Origin of the sequence: Nonomuraea thailandensis (genome assembly GCF_024172165.1) — a bacterium.
Lineage (GTDB): Bacteria > Actinomycetota > Actinomycetes > Streptosporangiales > Streptosporangiaceae > Nonomuraea > Nonomuraea thailandensis.
In genome coordinates this window covers 5897583-5914167 of record NZ_JAMZEB010000002.1, presented here as the reverse complement: position 1 = coordinate 5914167, position 16585 = coordinate 5897583, and the positions used below count along the sequence as shown (strand labels likewise).

The 16585-nt window shown below is 72.7% G+C and carries 15 protein-coding genes; 11 read left to right on the top strand and 4 right to left on the bottom strand.

Translation table 11 applies throughout. The features are described 5' to 3' along the window. Positions 1 to 52 precede the first annotated feature (52 nt). Positions 53 to 982, bottom strand: a complete 930-nt coding sequence (locus tag HD597_RS30605; RefSeq protein WP_253746437.1) for an acyl-ACP desaturase — start codon at positions 980 to 982, stop codon at positions 53 to 55. Positions 983 to 1059: 77 nt separating this feature from the next. Here HD597_RS30605 and HD597_RS30600 point away from each other — a divergent pair, with 77 nt between their 5' ends. Then, a complete protein-coding gene (locus HD597_RS30600; RefSeq protein WP_253746435.1) occupies positions 1060 to 1500 on the top strand; it encodes an NUDIX hydrolase in 441 nt (146 codons plus the stop codon). Positions 1501 to 1579: 79 nt separating this feature from the next. Here the strand turns inward: HD597_RS30600 and arfB are convergent, their stop codons facing one another. After that, positions 1580 to 1987 carry an alternative ribosome rescue aminoacyl-tRNA hydrolase ArfB gene (gene arfB, locus HD597_RS30595; RefSeq protein ID WP_185106439.1) on the bottom strand — a complete coding sequence of 136 codons (408 nt, stop codon included), beginning with the start codon at positions 1985 to 1987 and terminating at the stop codon, positions 1580 to 1582. 176 nt (positions 1988 to 2163) lie between these two features. Here arfB and HD597_RS30590 point away from each other — a divergent pair, with 176 nt between their 5' ends. From HD597_RS30590 to HD597_RS30580, 3 genes are all read left to right on the top strand, one after another. Beyond that, entirely contained in the window at positions 2164 to 2985 is an 822-nt protein-coding gene (locus HD597_RS30590; RefSeq protein ID WP_253746434.1) for a hypothetical protein, read from the top strand. Next, positions 2982 to 3575, top strand: a complete 594-nt coding sequence (locus tag HD597_RS30585) for an HAD family hydrolase (protein ID WP_253746433.1) — start codon at positions 2982 to 2984, stop codon at positions 3573 to 3575. Before HD597_RS30590 ends, HD597_RS30585 begins: the two co-directional genes overlap by 4 nt. A 94-nt stretch (positions 3576 to 3669) precedes the next feature. Beyond that, positions 3670 to 5238, top strand: coding sequence for an alkaline phosphatase D family protein (locus HD597_RS30580; RefSeq protein WP_253746432.1), 1569 nt, complete (start codon positions 3670 to 3672; stop codon positions 5236 to 5238). A gap of 258 nt (positions 5239 to 5496) precedes the next feature. On the opposite strand, the gene HD597_RS30575 is transcribed toward HD597_RS30580, so the two are convergent. Next, positions 5497 to 7512, bottom strand: coding sequence for an efflux RND transporter periplasmic adaptor subunit (locus HD597_RS30575; protein ID WP_253746431.1), 2016 nt, complete (start codon positions 7510 to 7512; stop codon positions 5497 to 5499). Positions 7513 to 7658: 146 nt separating this feature from the next. On the opposite strand from HD597_RS30575, the gene HD597_RS30570 reads away from it, so the two are divergent. The 6 genes from HD597_RS30570 to HD597_RS30545 are packed head-to-tail and all read left to right on the top strand — an operon-like array spanning position 7659 to position 13638. Beyond that, positions 7659 to 8816: an efflux RND transporter periplasmic adaptor subunit gene (locus tag HD597_RS30570; protein ID WP_253746430.1), complete on the top strand. Its 1158-nt coding sequence runs from the start codon at positions 7659 to 7661 to the stop codon at positions 8814 to 8816. Beyond that, complete coding sequence (locus tag HD597_RS30565) at positions 8813 to 9583, top strand: ABC transporter ATP-binding protein (RefSeq protein ID WP_253746429.1); 771 nt, start codon at positions 8813 to 8815, stop codon at positions 9581 to 9583. The genes HD597_RS30570 and HD597_RS30565 overlap by 4 nt, the downstream gene beginning before the upstream one ends. After that, positions 9580 to 10836, top strand: a complete 1257-nt coding sequence (locus HD597_RS30560; protein ID WP_253746427.1) for an ABC transporter permease — start codon at positions 9580 to 9582, stop codon at positions 10834 to 10836. The genes HD597_RS30565 and HD597_RS30560 overlap by 4 nt, the downstream gene beginning before the upstream one ends. A gap of 11 nt (positions 10837 to 10847) precedes the next feature. Then, positions 10848 to 11375, top strand: a complete 528-nt coding sequence (locus tag HD597_RS30555) for a hypothetical protein (protein ID WP_253746424.1) — start codon at positions 10848 to 10850, stop codon at positions 11373 to 11375. Beyond that, complete coding sequence (locus HD597_RS30550; RefSeq protein WP_253746423.1) at positions 11372 to 12064, top strand: response regulator transcription factor; 693 nt, start codon at positions 11372 to 11374, stop codon at positions 12062 to 12064. Before HD597_RS30555 ends, HD597_RS30550 begins: the two co-directional genes overlap by 4 nt. Next, positions 12061 to 13638, top strand: a complete 1578-nt coding sequence (locus HD597_RS30545; RefSeq protein WP_253746421.1) for a sensor histidine kinase — start codon at positions 12061 to 12063, stop codon at positions 13636 to 13638. Before HD597_RS30550 ends, HD597_RS30545 begins: the two co-directional genes overlap by 4 nt. A 110-nt stretch (positions 13639 to 13748) precedes the next feature. Here the strand turns inward: HD597_RS30545 and HD597_RS30540 are convergent, their stop codons facing one another. Beyond that, positions 13749 to 15134, bottom strand: coding sequence for an FG-GAP and VCBS repeat-containing protein (locus tag HD597_RS30540; protein WP_253746419.1), 1386 nt, complete (start codon positions 15132 to 15134; stop codon positions 13749 to 13751). 151 nt (positions 15135 to 15285) lie between these two features. Between HD597_RS30540 and HD597_RS30535 the strand changes: the two genes are divergently transcribed. Next, on the top strand, positions 15286 to 16515 hold the full coding sequence (locus HD597_RS30535) for a cytochrome P450 (RefSeq protein WP_253746417.1): 1230 nt from the start codon (positions 15286 to 15288) through the stop codon (positions 16513 to 16515). Positions 16516 to 16585 lie beyond the last annotated feature (70 nt).

The window sequence follows — 16585 nt, the reverse complement described above, 5'->3', positions numbered from 1 at the left end:
CAGGCGGCGGCTGCTGTCAGGCGGCTGCTGTCAGGCGGCTGCTGTCAGGCGGCTACTGGCGGGCGGCGGCGCGGGCGCGGCGCTCCTCGCGGCGCTCCACGAACTTGGCGGCGGTCGCGTCCGCCTTCGCCAGGAACTCCGACAGCTCCTCGCGCGCCTTCTCGCCGTCGGCGTCCAGATCGGTCTTGTCGAACACCGACCACTGCCGCAGCACCGGCATGAGCACGTCGTCCAGGTGCAGGCGAAGGTCGTAGATGCCCTCGTTCGCGATGATCATGGCCTTGCGGGCGAAGCCGTCCATGCCCTGGCCGGGCATCTGGAACGTGGTGACCACGTCGGTCACGGCGCGCATGGTCTGGTTCGGGTCGAGCTCGAAGGCCGCCTTGAGCAGGTTGCGGTAGAAGAGCATGTGCAGGTTCTCGTCGGCGGCGATCCTGGCCAGCAGCCGCTCGCAGCCCTCCTCGCCGGACGCCCTGCCGGTGTTGCGGTGCGCGATGCGGGTGGCGAGCTCCTGGAAGGAGACGTACGCGAGCTGCTGGAGCATCGTGTCGTACTCCGTCATGAAGCCGCTCTCCATGTGCGCCATGCGGGCCCGCTCCAGCGCCACCGGGTCCACGGCGCGGGTGACGGTCAGGTAGTCGCGCAGGGCGGTGCCGTGACGGTCCTCCTCGGCGGTCCACCGGTGCACCCAGGTGCCCCAGGCGCCGTCGCGGCCGAACGTCGTGGCGATCTCGTGGTGGTAGCTGGGCAGGTTGTCCTCGGTGAGGAGGTTGACGATGAGTGATACGCGGGCCGCCTCGGGCAGTTTGGAGTGCCCTTCCTCCCACGCCTCGCCCCCGTAGATGCCGTCGAAGTTGCGGCCTTCGCTCCACGGGATGTACTCGTGCGGGAACCACTCCTTCGCCACCTTCTCGTGGCGGTTGAGCTCGACCTCCACGACCGGCTCGAGGGCGTGGAGGAGCTCCGTCTGAGTCATCGCCATAAAAGATCTTCTCCTTCAGGTTACGGTACCGTAGGTTAGGCTACCCGAAGGACATACCGGTCAAATAGTGTGTACGTATGCGACCTAGTGTCCGTGGTGTCCTGCTCGACCACGACGAGCGGCTGGTTCTCTTCCGGCGCACGGTCCCGGGCCGCGCGCGCTACTGGTCCGTGCCCGGCGGCCACGTGGAGCCGGAGGACGGCTCGCTGGAGGACACGCTGCACCGCGAGCTGCTGGAGGAGCTGGGGGCGACGGTCTCCGACGTGACCTTCCTGGTGACCGTCTCCTATCCGTGGCGGGGCGAGGTCAAGACACAGCACGTCTTCGGCTGCCGCCTGGTGTCCATGGACCCGGAGCTGCGGCACGGGCCCGAGTTCGAGGATCCTTCGCGCGGGTTGTACGAGGTGGAGCGCGTGCCGCTGGAACGTTCTGAGATCTACGCGCGCAACCTGATCCCGGAGGCGGTGGCCGGCTACCTCTCGGCCAACATCGCCGCCCTGCCCCGCCTCATCGGCTGACCGGGGCCCGCGCACCCGGGCGTGTCCAGGGGCCGGCGCAGGCTCCAGGGGTTGCGCGCGCCGCAGGCTCCAGGGGGCCCTACGGGTTGCGGCGCAGGCGCTTGACGTCCGAGCGGTGCTTCTTGGCGGCGATGCGGCGCTCGACGGAGCCCCGGCTGGGCTTGGTCGGACGGCGGCGCTTGGGCGGCGGGGCGACGGCCTCGCGCAGGCGCTGCGCCAGGCGGTGCGCGGCGGCCTCACGGTTGCGCAGCTGCGAGCGGTACTCGGAGGCGGCGATGGTGATGGTGTCCGAGCCCAGCCGTTCGAGGGCGCGCGCCTTGAGCGCGGGCGGCAGCGCCGTGCTGGCGGCCACGTCGAAGCTGAGCTCCACCCGGCTGTCGGTGGTGTTGACGCCCTGGCCTCCCGGGCCCGAGGAGCGGGAGAAACGCCAGACGAGCTCGATGTCGGGAATGACGATCGAGTCGTTGACGACCAGCGGGCCGGGCATGCTCAGAGCTCCTGTTCGCGAAGCATTGCGTTCGTAGTGACATGTCACCGTATCCGGCCGCCCCATGCCACCCGCAACGGCATTTTCCGCACAGAGCCGTACCCGGCCCGCCCGCTGACGGCGGACTGCAAGCAGCGTGTGGCAGTATGCCGCCAAAAAGATCACGGGGAGGCGCGGTGGCCGTCATCGTCGGCGTGCACGGGATCGGCAAGTACAACTACTACCTCCAGGCGGGCAGGTCCGCCACGGGGGCGGCCGAGGCCATGCGGGCCAAATGGGACCGGTACCTGCACCTGGGGCTCGGCGGGGAGCCGCGGGCGTACTTCGCCGAGATCGCCTACTTCTCCCACCTCCTCAACGACGGCGACGACGAGTACGGCGCGGCGGCGCCGAGGAAGGCCATGGAGCTGCAGGCCCAGCAGGTCCTCGCCGGCTGGGCGCGGCAGCTCGGCGTGGGCGAGCACGTCACGGGGGCGCTGAAGTCGTTCACCGGCTGGTTGCTGGAACGGCTGGACGGCAGGTCGGCCGCCTTCGCCAAGCTGTTCGCGCCCGAGGTGGCCGCCTACCTCACCGACCAGACCCGGCGCGAGAAGTCGCGGCAGGCCGTGGCCGAGTGCATCAGGAAGAACCGGCCGAAGGTGGTGATCGCCCACTCGCTCGGCAGCGTGGTCGCGTACGAGGCCCTGTGGGCCAACCCCGACCTGGAGGTGGACCTGCTGCTGACGCTCGGCAGCCCGCTCGGCATGCGCAACGTCATCTTCGAACGGCTCCTGCCCGCCCCCGTCAACGGCCGCGGCGAGCGGCCCAAGGGCGTCAGGCGCTGGGTGAACATCGCCGACAAGGACGACATCGCCGCCATCCCGCCCGCGCTGACCGGCAGCTTCACCGGCGTGGACGTCGAGCAGCTCGTCAACCTCGACTGGATCGACTTCCACACGGCCGGGAAGTATCTGGGCTGCCCGGCGCTGGACCCGCATCTGCGACCATTCCTGGCATGACATGGATAGTCTTCGACTACGGCGGTGTCCTGTCCCTGCCGCAGCCCCGGTCCGACGCCGACGCCATGGCGCGGGCCATGGGGGCCGAGCCCGAGGAGTTCAGGCGCGGCTACTGGGAGCACCGGCTCGAGTTCGACCGGGCGAGCCTGAGCCCGCACGCCTACTGGTCGGCGGTGCTGGGCCGGCCCGCCGCGCAGAACGAGGTGGCGCGGCTGGTGGCCATGGACGTCGCGAGCTGGGCCTACCCCAACCGAGGCACGATCACCCTGCTCGGCGAGCTCCTGGAGGCGGGCCGCGACGTGGCGCTGCTGTCCAACGCGCCTGTGTGCGTCGGAGACGGCCTGGACGAGCTGCCCTGGGTCGCCGCCATCGGCCACCGCTTCTACAGCGGCAGGATGGGCCTGGTGAAGCCGGACAGGGAGATCTACGAGGAGCTGGCGCGCGGGCTCGGCGCCGACCCCGCCGAGATCGTCTTCATCGACGACCGTCCGGAGAACGTCGAGGGCGCCGAGCGCGCCGGCATGACCGGCGTGCGGTTCACCGACGCCACCGCGCTCCGCGCGGCGCTCCCGCGCGTGCCGAGGGCCTGACCGCCGGCGGCGCACGCTGACCGACCGATGCTGTTCACCCGCGCTTGACTCCGCAGTCACGGCGGAGTCAGCGCAGGTGGACATACCTGGGATCGTGGACCGCAGAGCCTTCCTGACAGCGGCGACAGCCGGCCTTCTCCTCCCGCAGCCCGCCGCCCCGGCGGCCGCCGCCTCCTCATCCAGAACCCTCAGAGCCGACCCGTTCACGCTGGGCGTGGCCTCCGGCGACCCCTCCGCCGACGGGTTCGTCCTGTGGACCAGGCTGGCCGTCGACCCGCTGGGCGGCGACGGCCGCGGCGGCATGCCCTCCCGCGACGTCGAGGTGGACTGGCAGGTCGCCACGGACGAGCGCTTCGCCAGGGTGGTCGAGTCCGGCACGGCCACCGCCGGGGCGGGCGCCGCCCACAGCGTGCACGTCGAGCTGAAGGGGCTGGAGCCGGGGCGCGAGTACTTCTACCGGTTCAGGAGCCAGGGCCGCCTCTCGCCGGCCGGCCGCACCAGGACGACGCCGGCGGGGGAGACGCCGCTCAACTTCGCCGTCGCCGCCTGCGCGCACTACGAGCACGGCTACTACACCGCCTACCGCCGCCTGGCCGAGCAGGAGCCCGACCTGGTGGTCTTCCTCGGCGACTACATGTACGAGTACGGCCCCAGCGGCTACACCGCGCTGGCCGGCCGCGTACGCACCCACACGCCCGGCAAGTGCGAGACCCTCGCCGACTACCGCCTGCGGCACGCCCAGTACAAGAGCGACCCCGACCTGCAGGCCGCCCACGCCGTGGCGCCGTGGCTGATGTCGTTCGACGACCACGAGGTGGAGAACAACTGGGCCGGCCGCGTCTCCAGCACGGGCGCGCCCGGCTTCGAGCGGCGGCGGGCGCAGGCGTTCAGGGCGTACTACGAGAACATGCCGCTGCGCCGCGCCAGCCTCCAGGGCGCCGCGCTCAAGGTGAACCGGCGCATCTCCTGGGGCACGCTGGCGCGCTTCCACCTGCTCGACACCCGGCAGTTCCGCGACGACCAGGCCTGCCTGGACGGCGTGCGGGCCGGCTGCGACGAGCGGCTGGCGGACGAGCGCACGCTGCTCGGCGCCGACCAGTGGCGCTGGCTGGAGAGCGGCCTGAACGACTCCACCACCTGCTGGAACCTGCTCGGCCAGCAGATCATGGTGGCGCACCGCGACTACAAGATCGGGCCGGGCCGCGAGGTGAACCTGGACTCCTGGGACGGGTACGCCGCCGAGCGCACGCGGCTGCTGCGGTCCCTGTCGCGCACGCCCAACCCCGTGGTGCTGACCGGCGACGCGCACATGCACCACCTGGCCGAGCTCAAGACCGACTTCGACGACCCCGACGCGCCGGTGGTGGCCAGGGAGCTGGTGGCCTCCTCGATCGCCAGCGACGGCGACGGGTACCGGGACCGTACGTGGATCTCGGAGGCCCTCCAGGAGAACCCGCACATCTCCTACATCGACCAGCGGCGCGGCTACCTGATGGCCCGGCTGACCAGGGACGAGCTGTCGGTGGACTTCCGGACGCTCGACTACATCTCCCGCAGGGGCGCCCGCGCCAGGACCGCCCACCGGCTCACGATCCCGGCGCTCACCGGGGCGGCGGCCGCCGGACAGGCGGCTCCCCGCGTCGGGTGGGGCGTCGTTGGCTGAACGTCCGCTGGGAGCCCGCTGAGGATCCGCTCAACCGTTTCGTCCACATGGTGAGACCCGGCCGGACTCCTGGTGGCAGGTGGATCGGAGTCCGGCCGGGCGTTGGCCGGCCCGGGCGGGCGGGTGGTATCCGTCCGGACCGGCCGGCTCAGGTGCCGGCGCGCCTCCCGGCCTCCGGTGCCCGCCGGCTTCGGCGCGGCGCGGACCGGCCGGCGTGGTGGCTTCCGCGCGGCGCGGACCGGCAGGCGTGATGGGGGATCACGCGTCCGGCCAGCTTCCGTCGGGGAACTCGCCCGACGTGGTGCCCGACATGACCACCTGGTCGGTCTCCGACAGGCCCGAGACGACCTCCACGTACTGGTCGCCGCGCACGCCCGTCCGCACCGCCTTCGCCGAGTCCCGGCCGCCGGAGCGCACGGTGACCACCTGGGTGCCGTCCGGCCTGGTGCGCACCGCCGCGGCCGGCACGTAGACCGCGTTCCTGGACTCGTCCGTGGTGATCGTCACCGAGGCGGTCTGGCCGAGCATCAGGCCCGCGGGCGGCTCGTCGAAGGCGAGGGTGACCGGGTAGCGGACGAGCCGGCCGTCCACCGTCGCGGTCGGCGCGATGGCCGTCACCGTGCCCTGGTACTTCTCGCCGCTCCTGGTGGCCAGGGTGATCTGGGCTTTCTGGCCTAGCTTGAGCCGGTTCACGTCGGACTCGGTGACCATGGCGGAGATCTGGAGCTCGTTCAGGTTCCCGAGGCTGATGAAGGTGCCGGTGCCCGCCGCGTCGCCGGTCCTGCCGGCGATCGACAGCACCGTTCCGGAGGCCGGAGCCACGATGCGGGTGCCCCGTACGGCGTCGGCGGCCTCCTCCAGGGCGGCCTCGGCGCGGTCCACGTTCGCGGCGGCCTGCTCCTCGCTCGTCCCCGCCCTGGAGGGCTGGCCGGTGCCCGGGGCGGCCTGGTTGCCGGTGCCGGTGTTCCCGGTTCCCGGCGGGGTGGCGCAGGGGCTCTGCGAGGGGCGGGCGCCCGTCGTGGGCCTGCCGCTCGCCGTCGGCTTCGCGGTGGTGGACGGCTTGCCGGTGGCCGAGGGCCTGGCCGTGGTGGACGGGCGCGCGGTGGCGGAGGGGGAGCCCGTGCCGGGCGGCTGCCCTTCCGGCCTGCCGGTCCCGTCGCCGCCGGTCCCGTTGCCGCCGGTGTCGTTGCCGCCGTTGGGAGCGCCGGCCGTCGGGGTCGCGGTGACCGTCGTGGTGACGGTGGCGGTGGCCGTCACGGTGGCCGTCACGGTGACCGTCACCGTGGGCTGGGGCTCGGGGTCCGTGGGGCCGGGCGTCGCCGTGGCCGTCGGATGCGGCGTGAGGTCGGGCGTCGGGCTCGCCTTCGCGGCCGTGCCGGTCTTCTCGTCGGGCGGCGCTGTGGGGCCCAGCGCGCCGTCGGCTCCGCCGCCGTGCGCCGTCGCCGGGCTACCGCCGGCGCGTCCGGCCGGGCCCGCACCGCCCTGCCCGGCGGGGTCGCCTGCCTGGGCGGCCGGGCTTCCTCCGCCCGTGGACCGGGGCGCGGGAACGCCCGTCACGACGCCGCCGGTCGGGGTGGCGGGGCCGGAGGGAGCGGCGCCTCCGGTCGGGGCGGGTGCGGTGCCGGTCGCCTTGCCGGAGGGGGCCGGGGTCGCGCCGTTGGCGGGCGACGTCCCGGCGGCGGGCGTCGCGGGGGCGCAGGTCGTCCCGGAGGTGCCGCCACCGGCCGACGAGGCCCGCCCGCCGGTGCCCGCCGAGGACGCGGCGGACGGTCCCGCGCCGGTGCCGGTCGCGGCCGATGCCCCACCGCCCGTGCCCGCCGAGCCACCCGTCGGGTTGCCGGTCGAGTTGCCCGTCGGGTTGCCGGTCGAGTTGCCGGTCGTGGTGGCCGCTGAGGTGCCCGTGGGCGTGGAGGTGCCGGAGGACGCCTGCTCCAGCGCCTCCTCGGCCGCCGCCAGATCGGCCCTGGCCGCCGTGTGCGCCTCGCGCGCCGCCCGCCCGTCGATCCTGGCCAGGACCTGGCCCTTCTTCACCTTGGCCCCGACCTTGACGTACACCTTGGTCAGCGTCCCCGGGGAGCCGAACGCCAGGTCCCTGCGCGAGCCGTCCACGGTGCTCCCCGCCGCGCTCACCGAGGCCGTGACCAGGCCGCGCTGGGCGGAGGCCAGCCGTACCCGGACGGTGGGCGGGGTGTCGTCGCGCAGCGCCAGCGCCAGGCCGGAGCCGGCCACGAGCACGGCGAGGGCGAGGCCGCCCAGCGCGAAAGTCGGTCTCATGACGGCACATCATGGCCGCGCAGGATCGCGGCAGCCTGCGAGCACCCTCAGAGTTGCCTGTGGGCCCGCACCGGGCCGCAGGCTCCCAGCGGACGTTCAGCTTGCCCACGGCTGCGGCGCAGCCTTGTGTGCAAGGGTCCTCGCTCGTGAAGGTGTCGATCAGGCGCAGAGCGCTGATTACCAACGGAGCGCTCGCGGTGCTCCTGCTCGGCGGCGCCGGGCTCGCCTACGCGCAGCTCGGCACGGGACAGGCCGCGGGCGAGAGCGCCGTGCGGACGGTGACCGCGGGCCGCGGCTCCGTGACGGCCTCCGTGTCCGCCTCGGGAGCGGTGGAGAGCTCCCGATCCAGTGCGCTCTCGTTCGGGACGAGCGGGACCGTGGAGAAGATCTACGTCAAGGCCGGGGACAAGGTGTCCAAGGGCGACATCCTGGCCAGGCTGGACGACGCAGCCTCCCAGGAGAGCCTGTCGGCCGCCAAGGCCACGTACGAGAGCGCCGTCGACGACGGGACCGGCACGGCCCAGCTCTACGCCGCCTACGTCAAGGCCCGCAACGCCTACAGGCAGGCCCAGCGCACGGTCGCGGGCACCGTGCTGAAGGCGCCGTTCAAGGCCACGGTCACCGCGGTGAACGGCTCGGTGGGCGGCACCGCCGCGGGCAGCGGCCAGAGCTCCACCGGCAGCACTGGCAGCACGGGCGGCACCGGCAGCACGGGCGGCACCGGCGGCACGGGCGGCACGGGTTCCTCCGGCTTCGTCGAGCTGGCCGACACCACCCGGCTCCAGCTCGTCGGCACCTTCACCGAGTCGGACGCCGGCAAGCTCAAGCAGGGCCAGGCGGCCTCGATCACGTTCGACGCGCTGCCGGGCGTCACGGCCACCGGCGAGGTCACGCAGATCCAGCCGGTCGCCTCCACCAGCGACAACGTCGTCCAGTACCCGGTCACGATCACCTTCACCAAGGTGCCCGACCAGGTCAGGCTGGGCCAGACCGCCACCGTCGAGGTCGTGGTGGGCCAGGCGGAGAACGTCGTCACCGTCCCCTCCACGGCGATCTCCACCAGCGGCGGCCAGACCACCGTCACCGTGCTGGAGAACGGCAGGCAGACCAGGACCCCGGTCGAGGTGGGCGTTCAGGGCGCCACGCTGACCGAGATCAGATCCGGCGTGTCGGAGGGCGACCAGATCGTGCCCCCGGCCACGACCACCGGCACCACCGGCAACGGCGGCGGGATGATGCGCGGCGTCGGCGGCACCGGAGGCTTCCCCGGTGGCGGCGGCGTGCCCGGCGGAGGCGGGCGATGACGGCCGCGGGCCTGCGCGCCGTGGACCCCGTGCCGGTCCTGCGCGTGCGGAACCTGGTCAAGGAGTACGGCGAGGGCAACGCCACGGTACGCGCCCTGCGCGGCATCAGCCTGGACGTCCAGCAGGGCGACTACGTGGCCATCATGGGCGCCTCCGGCTCCGGCAAGTCCACGCTCATGAACATCCTCGGCTGCCTCGACGTCCCGACCTCCGGCACGTACTCCATCGACGGCGCCGACGTCGGCCTGCTCGACGAGCACCAGCTCGCCATCCTGCGCAACCGCAGGGTCGGCTTCGTCTTCCAGTCCTTCAACCTCATCCCGCGCATGAGCGCGCTGGCCAACGTGGAGCTGCCGCTCGTGTACGGCGGCGTCGGCCAGGCCGAGCGGCGCGAGCGGGCGCTGGCCGCGCTGGCGCAGGTGGGCCTGACCGACCGGGTGCACCACGAGCCGAACCAGCTCTCCGGCGGCCAGCAGCAGCGCGTGGCCGTCGCCAGGGCCCTGGTCACGGCCCCCGCGCTGCTGCTGGCCGACGAGCCGACCGGCAACCTCGACACCGCCTCCACCGGCGACGTCCTGGAGATCATGGACAGGCTCAGCGCGTCCGGCCGCACGATCGTGCTGATCACGCACGAGGACGACGTGGCCGCGCACGCCAAGCGGGTGATCAGGCTGGTGGACGGCCAGATCGTGGAGGACCGCCGCCAGGCGCCGGTGGACGGCCCGCCGCCGCGCGTGGCGGACGAGGACGGGGCGGTCGCCCGGTGAACCAGATCGAGATCCTCCGCTTCGCGCTGCGCGGCCTGCTGGCCAACAAGATGCGCAGCGCGCTGACCACGCTCGGCATCCTCATCGGCGTGGCCGCGGTCATCATGCTGGTCGCGGTCGGCGAGGGCTCCTCGCAGAGCATCCAGCAGAACATCCAGCGCCTCGGCGCGAACACGCTGACGATCTCCCCGTCCTTCTCGGGCGGTGGAGGCGGGGGCGGCGGCATGCGCGCGCCGGGCGGCGGGGGCGGGAACACCGGGCCGCGCACCCAGGCCAGGCAGCTCAGCCTCGCCGACGCCAAGGCGCTGACCGACAGGACGCTCGCCCCGTCGGTGCGCAGCGTCTCGCCGGTGGTCAACGCCTCCTCCTCGACCGCCGCGTACGGCGCCGCCAGCCACGCCGTCTCGCAGTTCGTCGGCACCTACCCCAGCTACTTCGAGGCCGTCAACAAGCCCGTCGCGAAGGGCACGTACTTCTTCAACGACGACGTGCTGGCCGCCAGGAAGGTCGTGGTGCTCGGCCAGACCGTGGTGGAGGAGCTGTTCGGCTCCGTGGACCCGATCGGCAAGCAGATCAGCGTGTCCGGGGTGCCGTTCACGGTGGTCGGCGTGCTGAAGGAGGCCGGGTCCACCGGCATGCAGGACGCCGACGACGTGGCCATCGCGCCGCTGCCGGCGGTGCAGCAGAGCCTGAGCGGGTTCGGCTCGCTCGGCCAGATCGTCGTGCAGGCCACCGGGGCGGAGACCACCACGTCCGCGCAGGCCGAGGTCACGGCTATCCTCAACCAGCGGCACGGCATCACCAACAACAACCCCGACTACCGCATCCTCAACCAGGCCACCCTGCAGGAGACCGTCAGTGAGGCGACCGGCACCTTCACCGTGCTGCTGGCCGCCGTCGCCGCGATCTCGTTGCTGGTGGGCGGCATCGGCATCACCAACATCATGCTGGTGACGGTCACCGAGCGCACGCGCGAGATCGGCATCCGCAAGGCCATCGGCGCGCCCAGGAGCGCGATCCTGGGCCAGTTCCTGATGGAGGCGACGCTGCTCAGCCTGGTCGGCGGGCTGTCGGGGGTGCTGGTGGCGTTCCTGGGGACCAGGTTCACCATCGCCGGCATCGAGCCGGTCCTCGTGCCGTCCTCGGTGGTGCTCGCGCTCGGCGTGTCGCTGGGCATCGGGCTGTTCTTCGGCAGTTACCCCGCCAACAGGGCGGCCAAGCTCAGGCCGATCCAGGCCTTGCGCCACGAGTAAGGGAGAAGGACATGGACAAGCTGGACTCCTCGCCGTTCCCCGACGACCTGCGGGAGGAGCTCGCCGTCCAGCCCGCCAAGGGCACCTCGAAGGTCACGCTGGCGCTGGCCGCCGGGGTCGTCCTGGTGGCGGGCATCCTGATCGGCATCCAGGCGGAGAGCTGGTTCGGCGGCGCCGACGCGCCGCCGCAGGCCGCCGCCCAGCAACGCCCCGTGAACGGCGGGTACGGCCAGCAGCGCGGCCAGATCCCCGGCAGTGGCCGGCAGCAGCCGGACGGCGGGCAGCGGATCGGCGGCACCGTCGGCACGGTCGAGAAGGTCGAGGACGGCAAGGTGTACGTCAAGACCATGGACGGCTCCACCGTCACCGTCACCACCACCGACCAGACCACCGTGCAGATTTCCCAGCCCGGTAAGGTCTCTGACCTGGAGACCGGCACCACGATCGTGGTGCGCGGCAGGCAGGGCGCCGACGGCGCGGTCGCCGCCACCTCGATCAGCCAGGGGAGCCAGGGATTCCAGGGAGGAGGCCCACGATGAGCGAGCCCGAGGCCAGGCTGCTGGTGGTCGACGACGAGCCCAACATCAGGGAGCTGTTCTCCGCCAGCCTGCGCATGGCCGGGTTCGAGGTGCTGACGGCGGCCGACGGCATGGAGGCCCTGCGGGTGGCCGAGGAGAGCACGCCCGACCTGGTGATGCTCGACGTGATGCTGCCCGACCTGGACGGCCTGGCGGTCGCGGGAAGGCTGCGGTCCCGCGGCCGCCGGGTCCCGGTGCTGTTCGTGACCGCCAAGGACACGCCGGAGGACCGCATCGCCGGGCTGGGGCTCGGCGAGGACTACGTGACCAAGCCGTTCAGCCTGGAGGAGGTCATCGCCCGCATCCGGGCCGTGCTGCGCAGGACCAGGCGCGGCACCCCGCCGCCGAACCGCCTGCGCGTCGCCGACCTGGAGCTGGACGAGGAGAGCCACGAGGTCTGGCGCGACGGCGTGCCCGTGCGGCTGTCGCCGACGGAGTTCCGGCTGCTGCAGTACTTCATGCTGAACACAGGCCGGGTGCTGTCGAAGACGCAGATCCTCGACCACGTCTGGAACGGCGACTGGCGCACCGACGTCGGCCTCGTCGAGTCGTACGTGTCCTACCTGCGCCGCAAGGTCGACACCGGCGAACGCAAGTACCTGCACACGCTGCGCGGGGTCGGCTACATCCTGCGCCCGCCGCGCGTATGAGCAGGAGCGGCGGACCCCCGGCCGGGCCTTCCGGCGGGCCCGGGAAGCGGCGGCTGCGCGAGGCCCTGGGCGGCCTCAGGAAGCAGCTCTCCAGGGCGCCGCTCTGGCTGCGCCTGGTCTCGGCCACCCTCCTGCTGGTGACCATCGCGATCACGGCGACCGGCCTGTTCGCCGTGCGGCTGCTGCGCAGCTACCTCGTCGAGCGGGTGGACGAACAGCTCCGCGTGGCCACCGCGCCGCGCGACCCGCCCCCGCCGCCCGTGGAGCTGCGCCCCGGCGGCCGGCCGCAACGCTACTTCGGGCTCTTCCACGGTGTGGTGCTCGGGCCGGGCGGCGAGCTCGTCAGGACCATCAGCGAGTCCACCGAGGAGCACACGCCCGACCTGCCGCCGCTGACCCTCGCCGAGGTCGTCGAGCTCAGGGGGCGGCCCTTCACCGTGGAGTCACGCGACGCCGGCGGCCCGAGCTGGCGGGTCGTCGCCGTGCCCACGCGCGGCGGCCAGAGCCGCATGATGGCCATCAGCACGGCCGACGTGGACGCGACGGTCTCCCAGCTCATCCTGATCGTGGCGGCCGGCGGCGGCAGCACGCTGATCGTGCTCGGGTTCGTCTGCTACGGGCTGGTACGCCGCAGCCTGCGCCCCCTGCGCCAGATCGCGAGCACCGCCAACGACATCGCCGGCGGCGACCTGTCGCGCCGCGTGCCCCTCTGGGCAGGCACCACCGAGGTCGGCAAGCTCGGCCGCTCGCTCAACACCATGCTCGCCCGGATCGAGGTGGCGGTCCGCGAGCGCGAGGAGGCCGCCGAGTCCGCCCGCAGGTCCGCCGTCTCGGCCCGCGAGTCCGCCACGGCCGCCAGGCGCTCGGAGGAGCTGATGCGCCGGTTCATGGCCGACGCCTCCCACGAGCTGCGCACGCCGCTGACCTCGATCAGGGGCTTCGCCGAGCTGTACCGGCTGGGGGAGGAGAAGGACCTGGCCGAGGCCGTACGGCTGCTCAGCCGCATCGAGGGGCAGGCCGCCCGCATGGGGCTGCTGGTGGAGGACATGCTCCTGCTGGCCCGGCTCGACCAGCGGCGCGCGCTGGCGATGCGGCCCGTGGACCTGCTCAGCCTGGCCGCCACCGTCGTCATCGACGCGCAGACGCTGGCGCCCGACAGGAAGATCGAGCTGGTCCGGCTGTTCGGCGGCGAGGGCGACGTGGTCGTCACCGGCGACGAGCCCCGGCTGGGGCAGGTGCTCAACAACCTCGTCACCAACGCGCTCACCCACACCCCGCCCGGCACCCCGTTCCAGGTGCGCGTGGGGCTTCATCCGGACGGTGACCAGGCCGTGGTGGAGGTGGCCGACGAGGGGCCCGGGTTCTCCGGGGAGGTGGCCGAGCGGGTCTTCGAGCGCTTCTACCGGGCCGACCCCGCCCGCGGCGCCGGAGGGTCGGGGCTCGGGCTGTCGATCGCGGCCACGCTGGTGGAGGCGCACGGCGGGATCGTGCTGGCGGAGAGCGAGCCCGGCAAGGGCGCCCTGTTCCGGGTCATCCTCCCGACCCGGCCACCGGACCCCGGCCCCGAGTCGTAGCCCGCCGCCTCGGCCCGCCGTCGCGGTGAGCCGGCTGCCCGTAGCCCTCGGCCCGCCGTCGCGGTGAGCCGGCTGCCCGTCGCCTCGGCCTGCTGTAGCGGTGAGCCGCCTCAGCCGAAGGTGTAGCCGTACAGGCCGGTCCCCTTGTCGAGCTGCCGCACCTTGCCCAGCCTGACCCGCCCCGACTCCCGCCTGCTCCCCGGCGCGTACATGATGATCCCCTGATCGGGCGCCGCCACCACCAGCCCGTACACCGGCGGCCGCTTGGCCAGTGACCGGTACCGCTCCCAGCCGGGCAGCGCGGCCACCGACGCCCCGAAGTCCTGCCCCTTGCCCTTGACCAGCAGGTTGCCCACCCGCGTCAGCCCGCCTGAGGAGCGCCCGGCGAGCACCTGCACGGCCTTCTCGCCGGGCACGCCGATGGCCAGCTCGTCGTTGCCGTCGCCGTTGAAGTCCCCCGCGGCCAGTGAGGCCCCGAACCGGTCGTAGTAGCGGGGCCTGCCGTCGAGCGTGTTCTGCGACCACGCCTCGGTCCTGTCGGTACGCAGCCCGGCCCGCGAGCCGTACAGGACGTCCACGGTGCCGTCACCGTAGTCCATGGCCCGCTGGTTGGCGCTCAGCCCCTCGCCCGGCACCCCGATCGCCAGGTCGGCCTTGCCGTCGCCGTTGAAGTCGCCGGTCGCCAGCGAGGCGCCGAAGTTGTCCCACTTCTCGGCGGCCCCCTTGATCCCCGGCGTGCTCTGCGTGAGGAACCGGGCCCGTTTCCCCCGCACGTCGATCACGGTCACCGAGCCCTGCCCGTCCTTGCTCACACTGTCGGCCGGCGCGCCCACGGCCAGCTCGTCCCGCCCGTCGCCGTCGAAGTCGCCGGTGGCCAGCGACGCGCCCCACTGGTCGGTGACGTTCGCCCCCTGCCGCACCCACGGCGTCTTCTGCGTGATCTGGTACGCCTTGCGCCCCTTCATCCCGTACACCGTCACCGCCCCGCCCGACCGGTGACCCGGCGCGCCCACCGCGAGCTCGTCCCGCCCGTCCCCGTCCAGGTCCCCCGCCGCCAGCGAGGCCCCGAACCGGTCGCTGGACGGCTTGACCAGCTTCAGCTCCTTCCCCGCCACGAGCCCCGCCGGTGACCCGTCGAAGATCTGCACGACCCCGTTCCCGTCGCCCCCCGGCACCCGCTCGCCCGCGAACTCCTCCGACACCCCCACCGCCAGGTCCGCGCACCGGTCCCCGTTGAAGTCGCCCACGGCCAGCGCCGACCCGAACGAGTCACCCGGCTCGGCCCCCTTCTGGGTCAGCTTCGCCTTCTCGCCGGACCCGTACATGACGGTGACGGAGCCTGCCCTGGCGGCGTCGTACGGGGCGGCCACGGCCAGGTCGGGACGGCCGTCGGCGTCGAAGTCGAGCGGGTGGCCGCCACACGCGCGGGCGGCGGCGGCCGGAGCCGCTCCTGAGGCTAGCGGGACGATCAGACAGGCGGCGAGCAGCGCATTCATACCGGAAGTAATGACCAGGCAGGTCGAACCTGGCCTGAACGGCACGAGAACGGGCCAGGAGGGCAGGATGCACATTCACGAGCGTTCCCGCCGCCGGATCGGGCCCGCTCCGAAGGGCTCCCGGGGCACGGGAACGTGCCACCATAGACGGGTGGACATCGACCTCGCTGATCTGGATTTCTGGCGCAAACCCCTCAAAGAGCGAAACGAGGCGTTCGCCCGGCTCCGGCAATTGGAGCACCCGGTGTTCTTCCCGGAGAAGAAGGTGCCCTTCCTCCGCTCGGGCAAGGGCTTCTACGCCCTGGTCCGCCACGCCGACGTGGTCGAGGCCAGCCGCAACGCCAAGATCTTCTCCAGCGAGCCGGCCGTCACCAACCCCGAGCCGCCGAGCTGGGTGAAGCAGGTGTTCGGCGAGTCGATGGTCAACATGGACGACCCGCGCCACGCCCGCCTGCGCCGCATCGTGACGCGCTCGTTCAGCCCCAGGATGCTCGCCGGGCTGCAGAGCGACATCGAGGCCACGTGCGGGCGCATCGTGGACGACGTGGTCAGGGACGGCCCGCGCGACTTCGTCACCCAGGTCGCCGCCCGGCTGCCCATCCACGTCATCTGCGACATGCTGGACATCCCGCAGGAGCTGCGGGAGAAGGTGCACCAGCACGTCGACATCTCCACCGCCTACACCGGCGTGCGGCCCAGCCTGGCGCGCAGCGTGCAGATGGCCGGGCAGAACATGCTGGCCCTGCTGGCGCTGCAGCGCATGGTCATCAAGCTCGGCCACGAGCGCGTCGCCGACCCCAAGGGCGACCTGGTCTCCCTGCTGGTCAACGCCAACCCCGACGGGGAGAAGCTGACCGACAAGGAGCTCGGCTCGTTCTTCTCGCTGTTGCTGGTGGCCGGCAACGAGACGGCCCGCAACACGATGGCCCACGGCATCAGGCTCCTGACGGAGAACCCGGCCCAGCGCGAGCTGCTGATGAGCGACTTCGACGCGCACATCAACGGCGCCGTCGAGGAGATGGTCCGATACGTCTCGCCCATCATGCAGTTCCGCCGCACGGTCACCGAGGACCACTCGCTGCGCGGCCTGGAGCTGAAGAAGGGCGACAAGGTCGTGCTCTTCTACGGCTCCGCCAACCGCGACGAGTCGGTGTTCCCGAACGCCGACACGTTCGACATCACCCGCGACACCAAGCCGCACGTCGGCTTCGGCGGCCCCGGCCCGCACTTCTGCCTGGGCGCCAACCTGGCCAGGCAGGAGATGCGGACGATGTTCCGCGAGCTGCTGACCCGGCTGCCGGGCATCCGCTCGGTCGGCGAGCCCGAGCTGCTGCTGTCGAACTTCGACAACAGCGTGCGCAGCCAGGCCTTCACCTTCTGATCCGACCGCAGGCTTCTGACCGGCGGCTTCTGGTCCGCGGCTGCTGACCGGAGGCGGGCCAGGCGGGCTG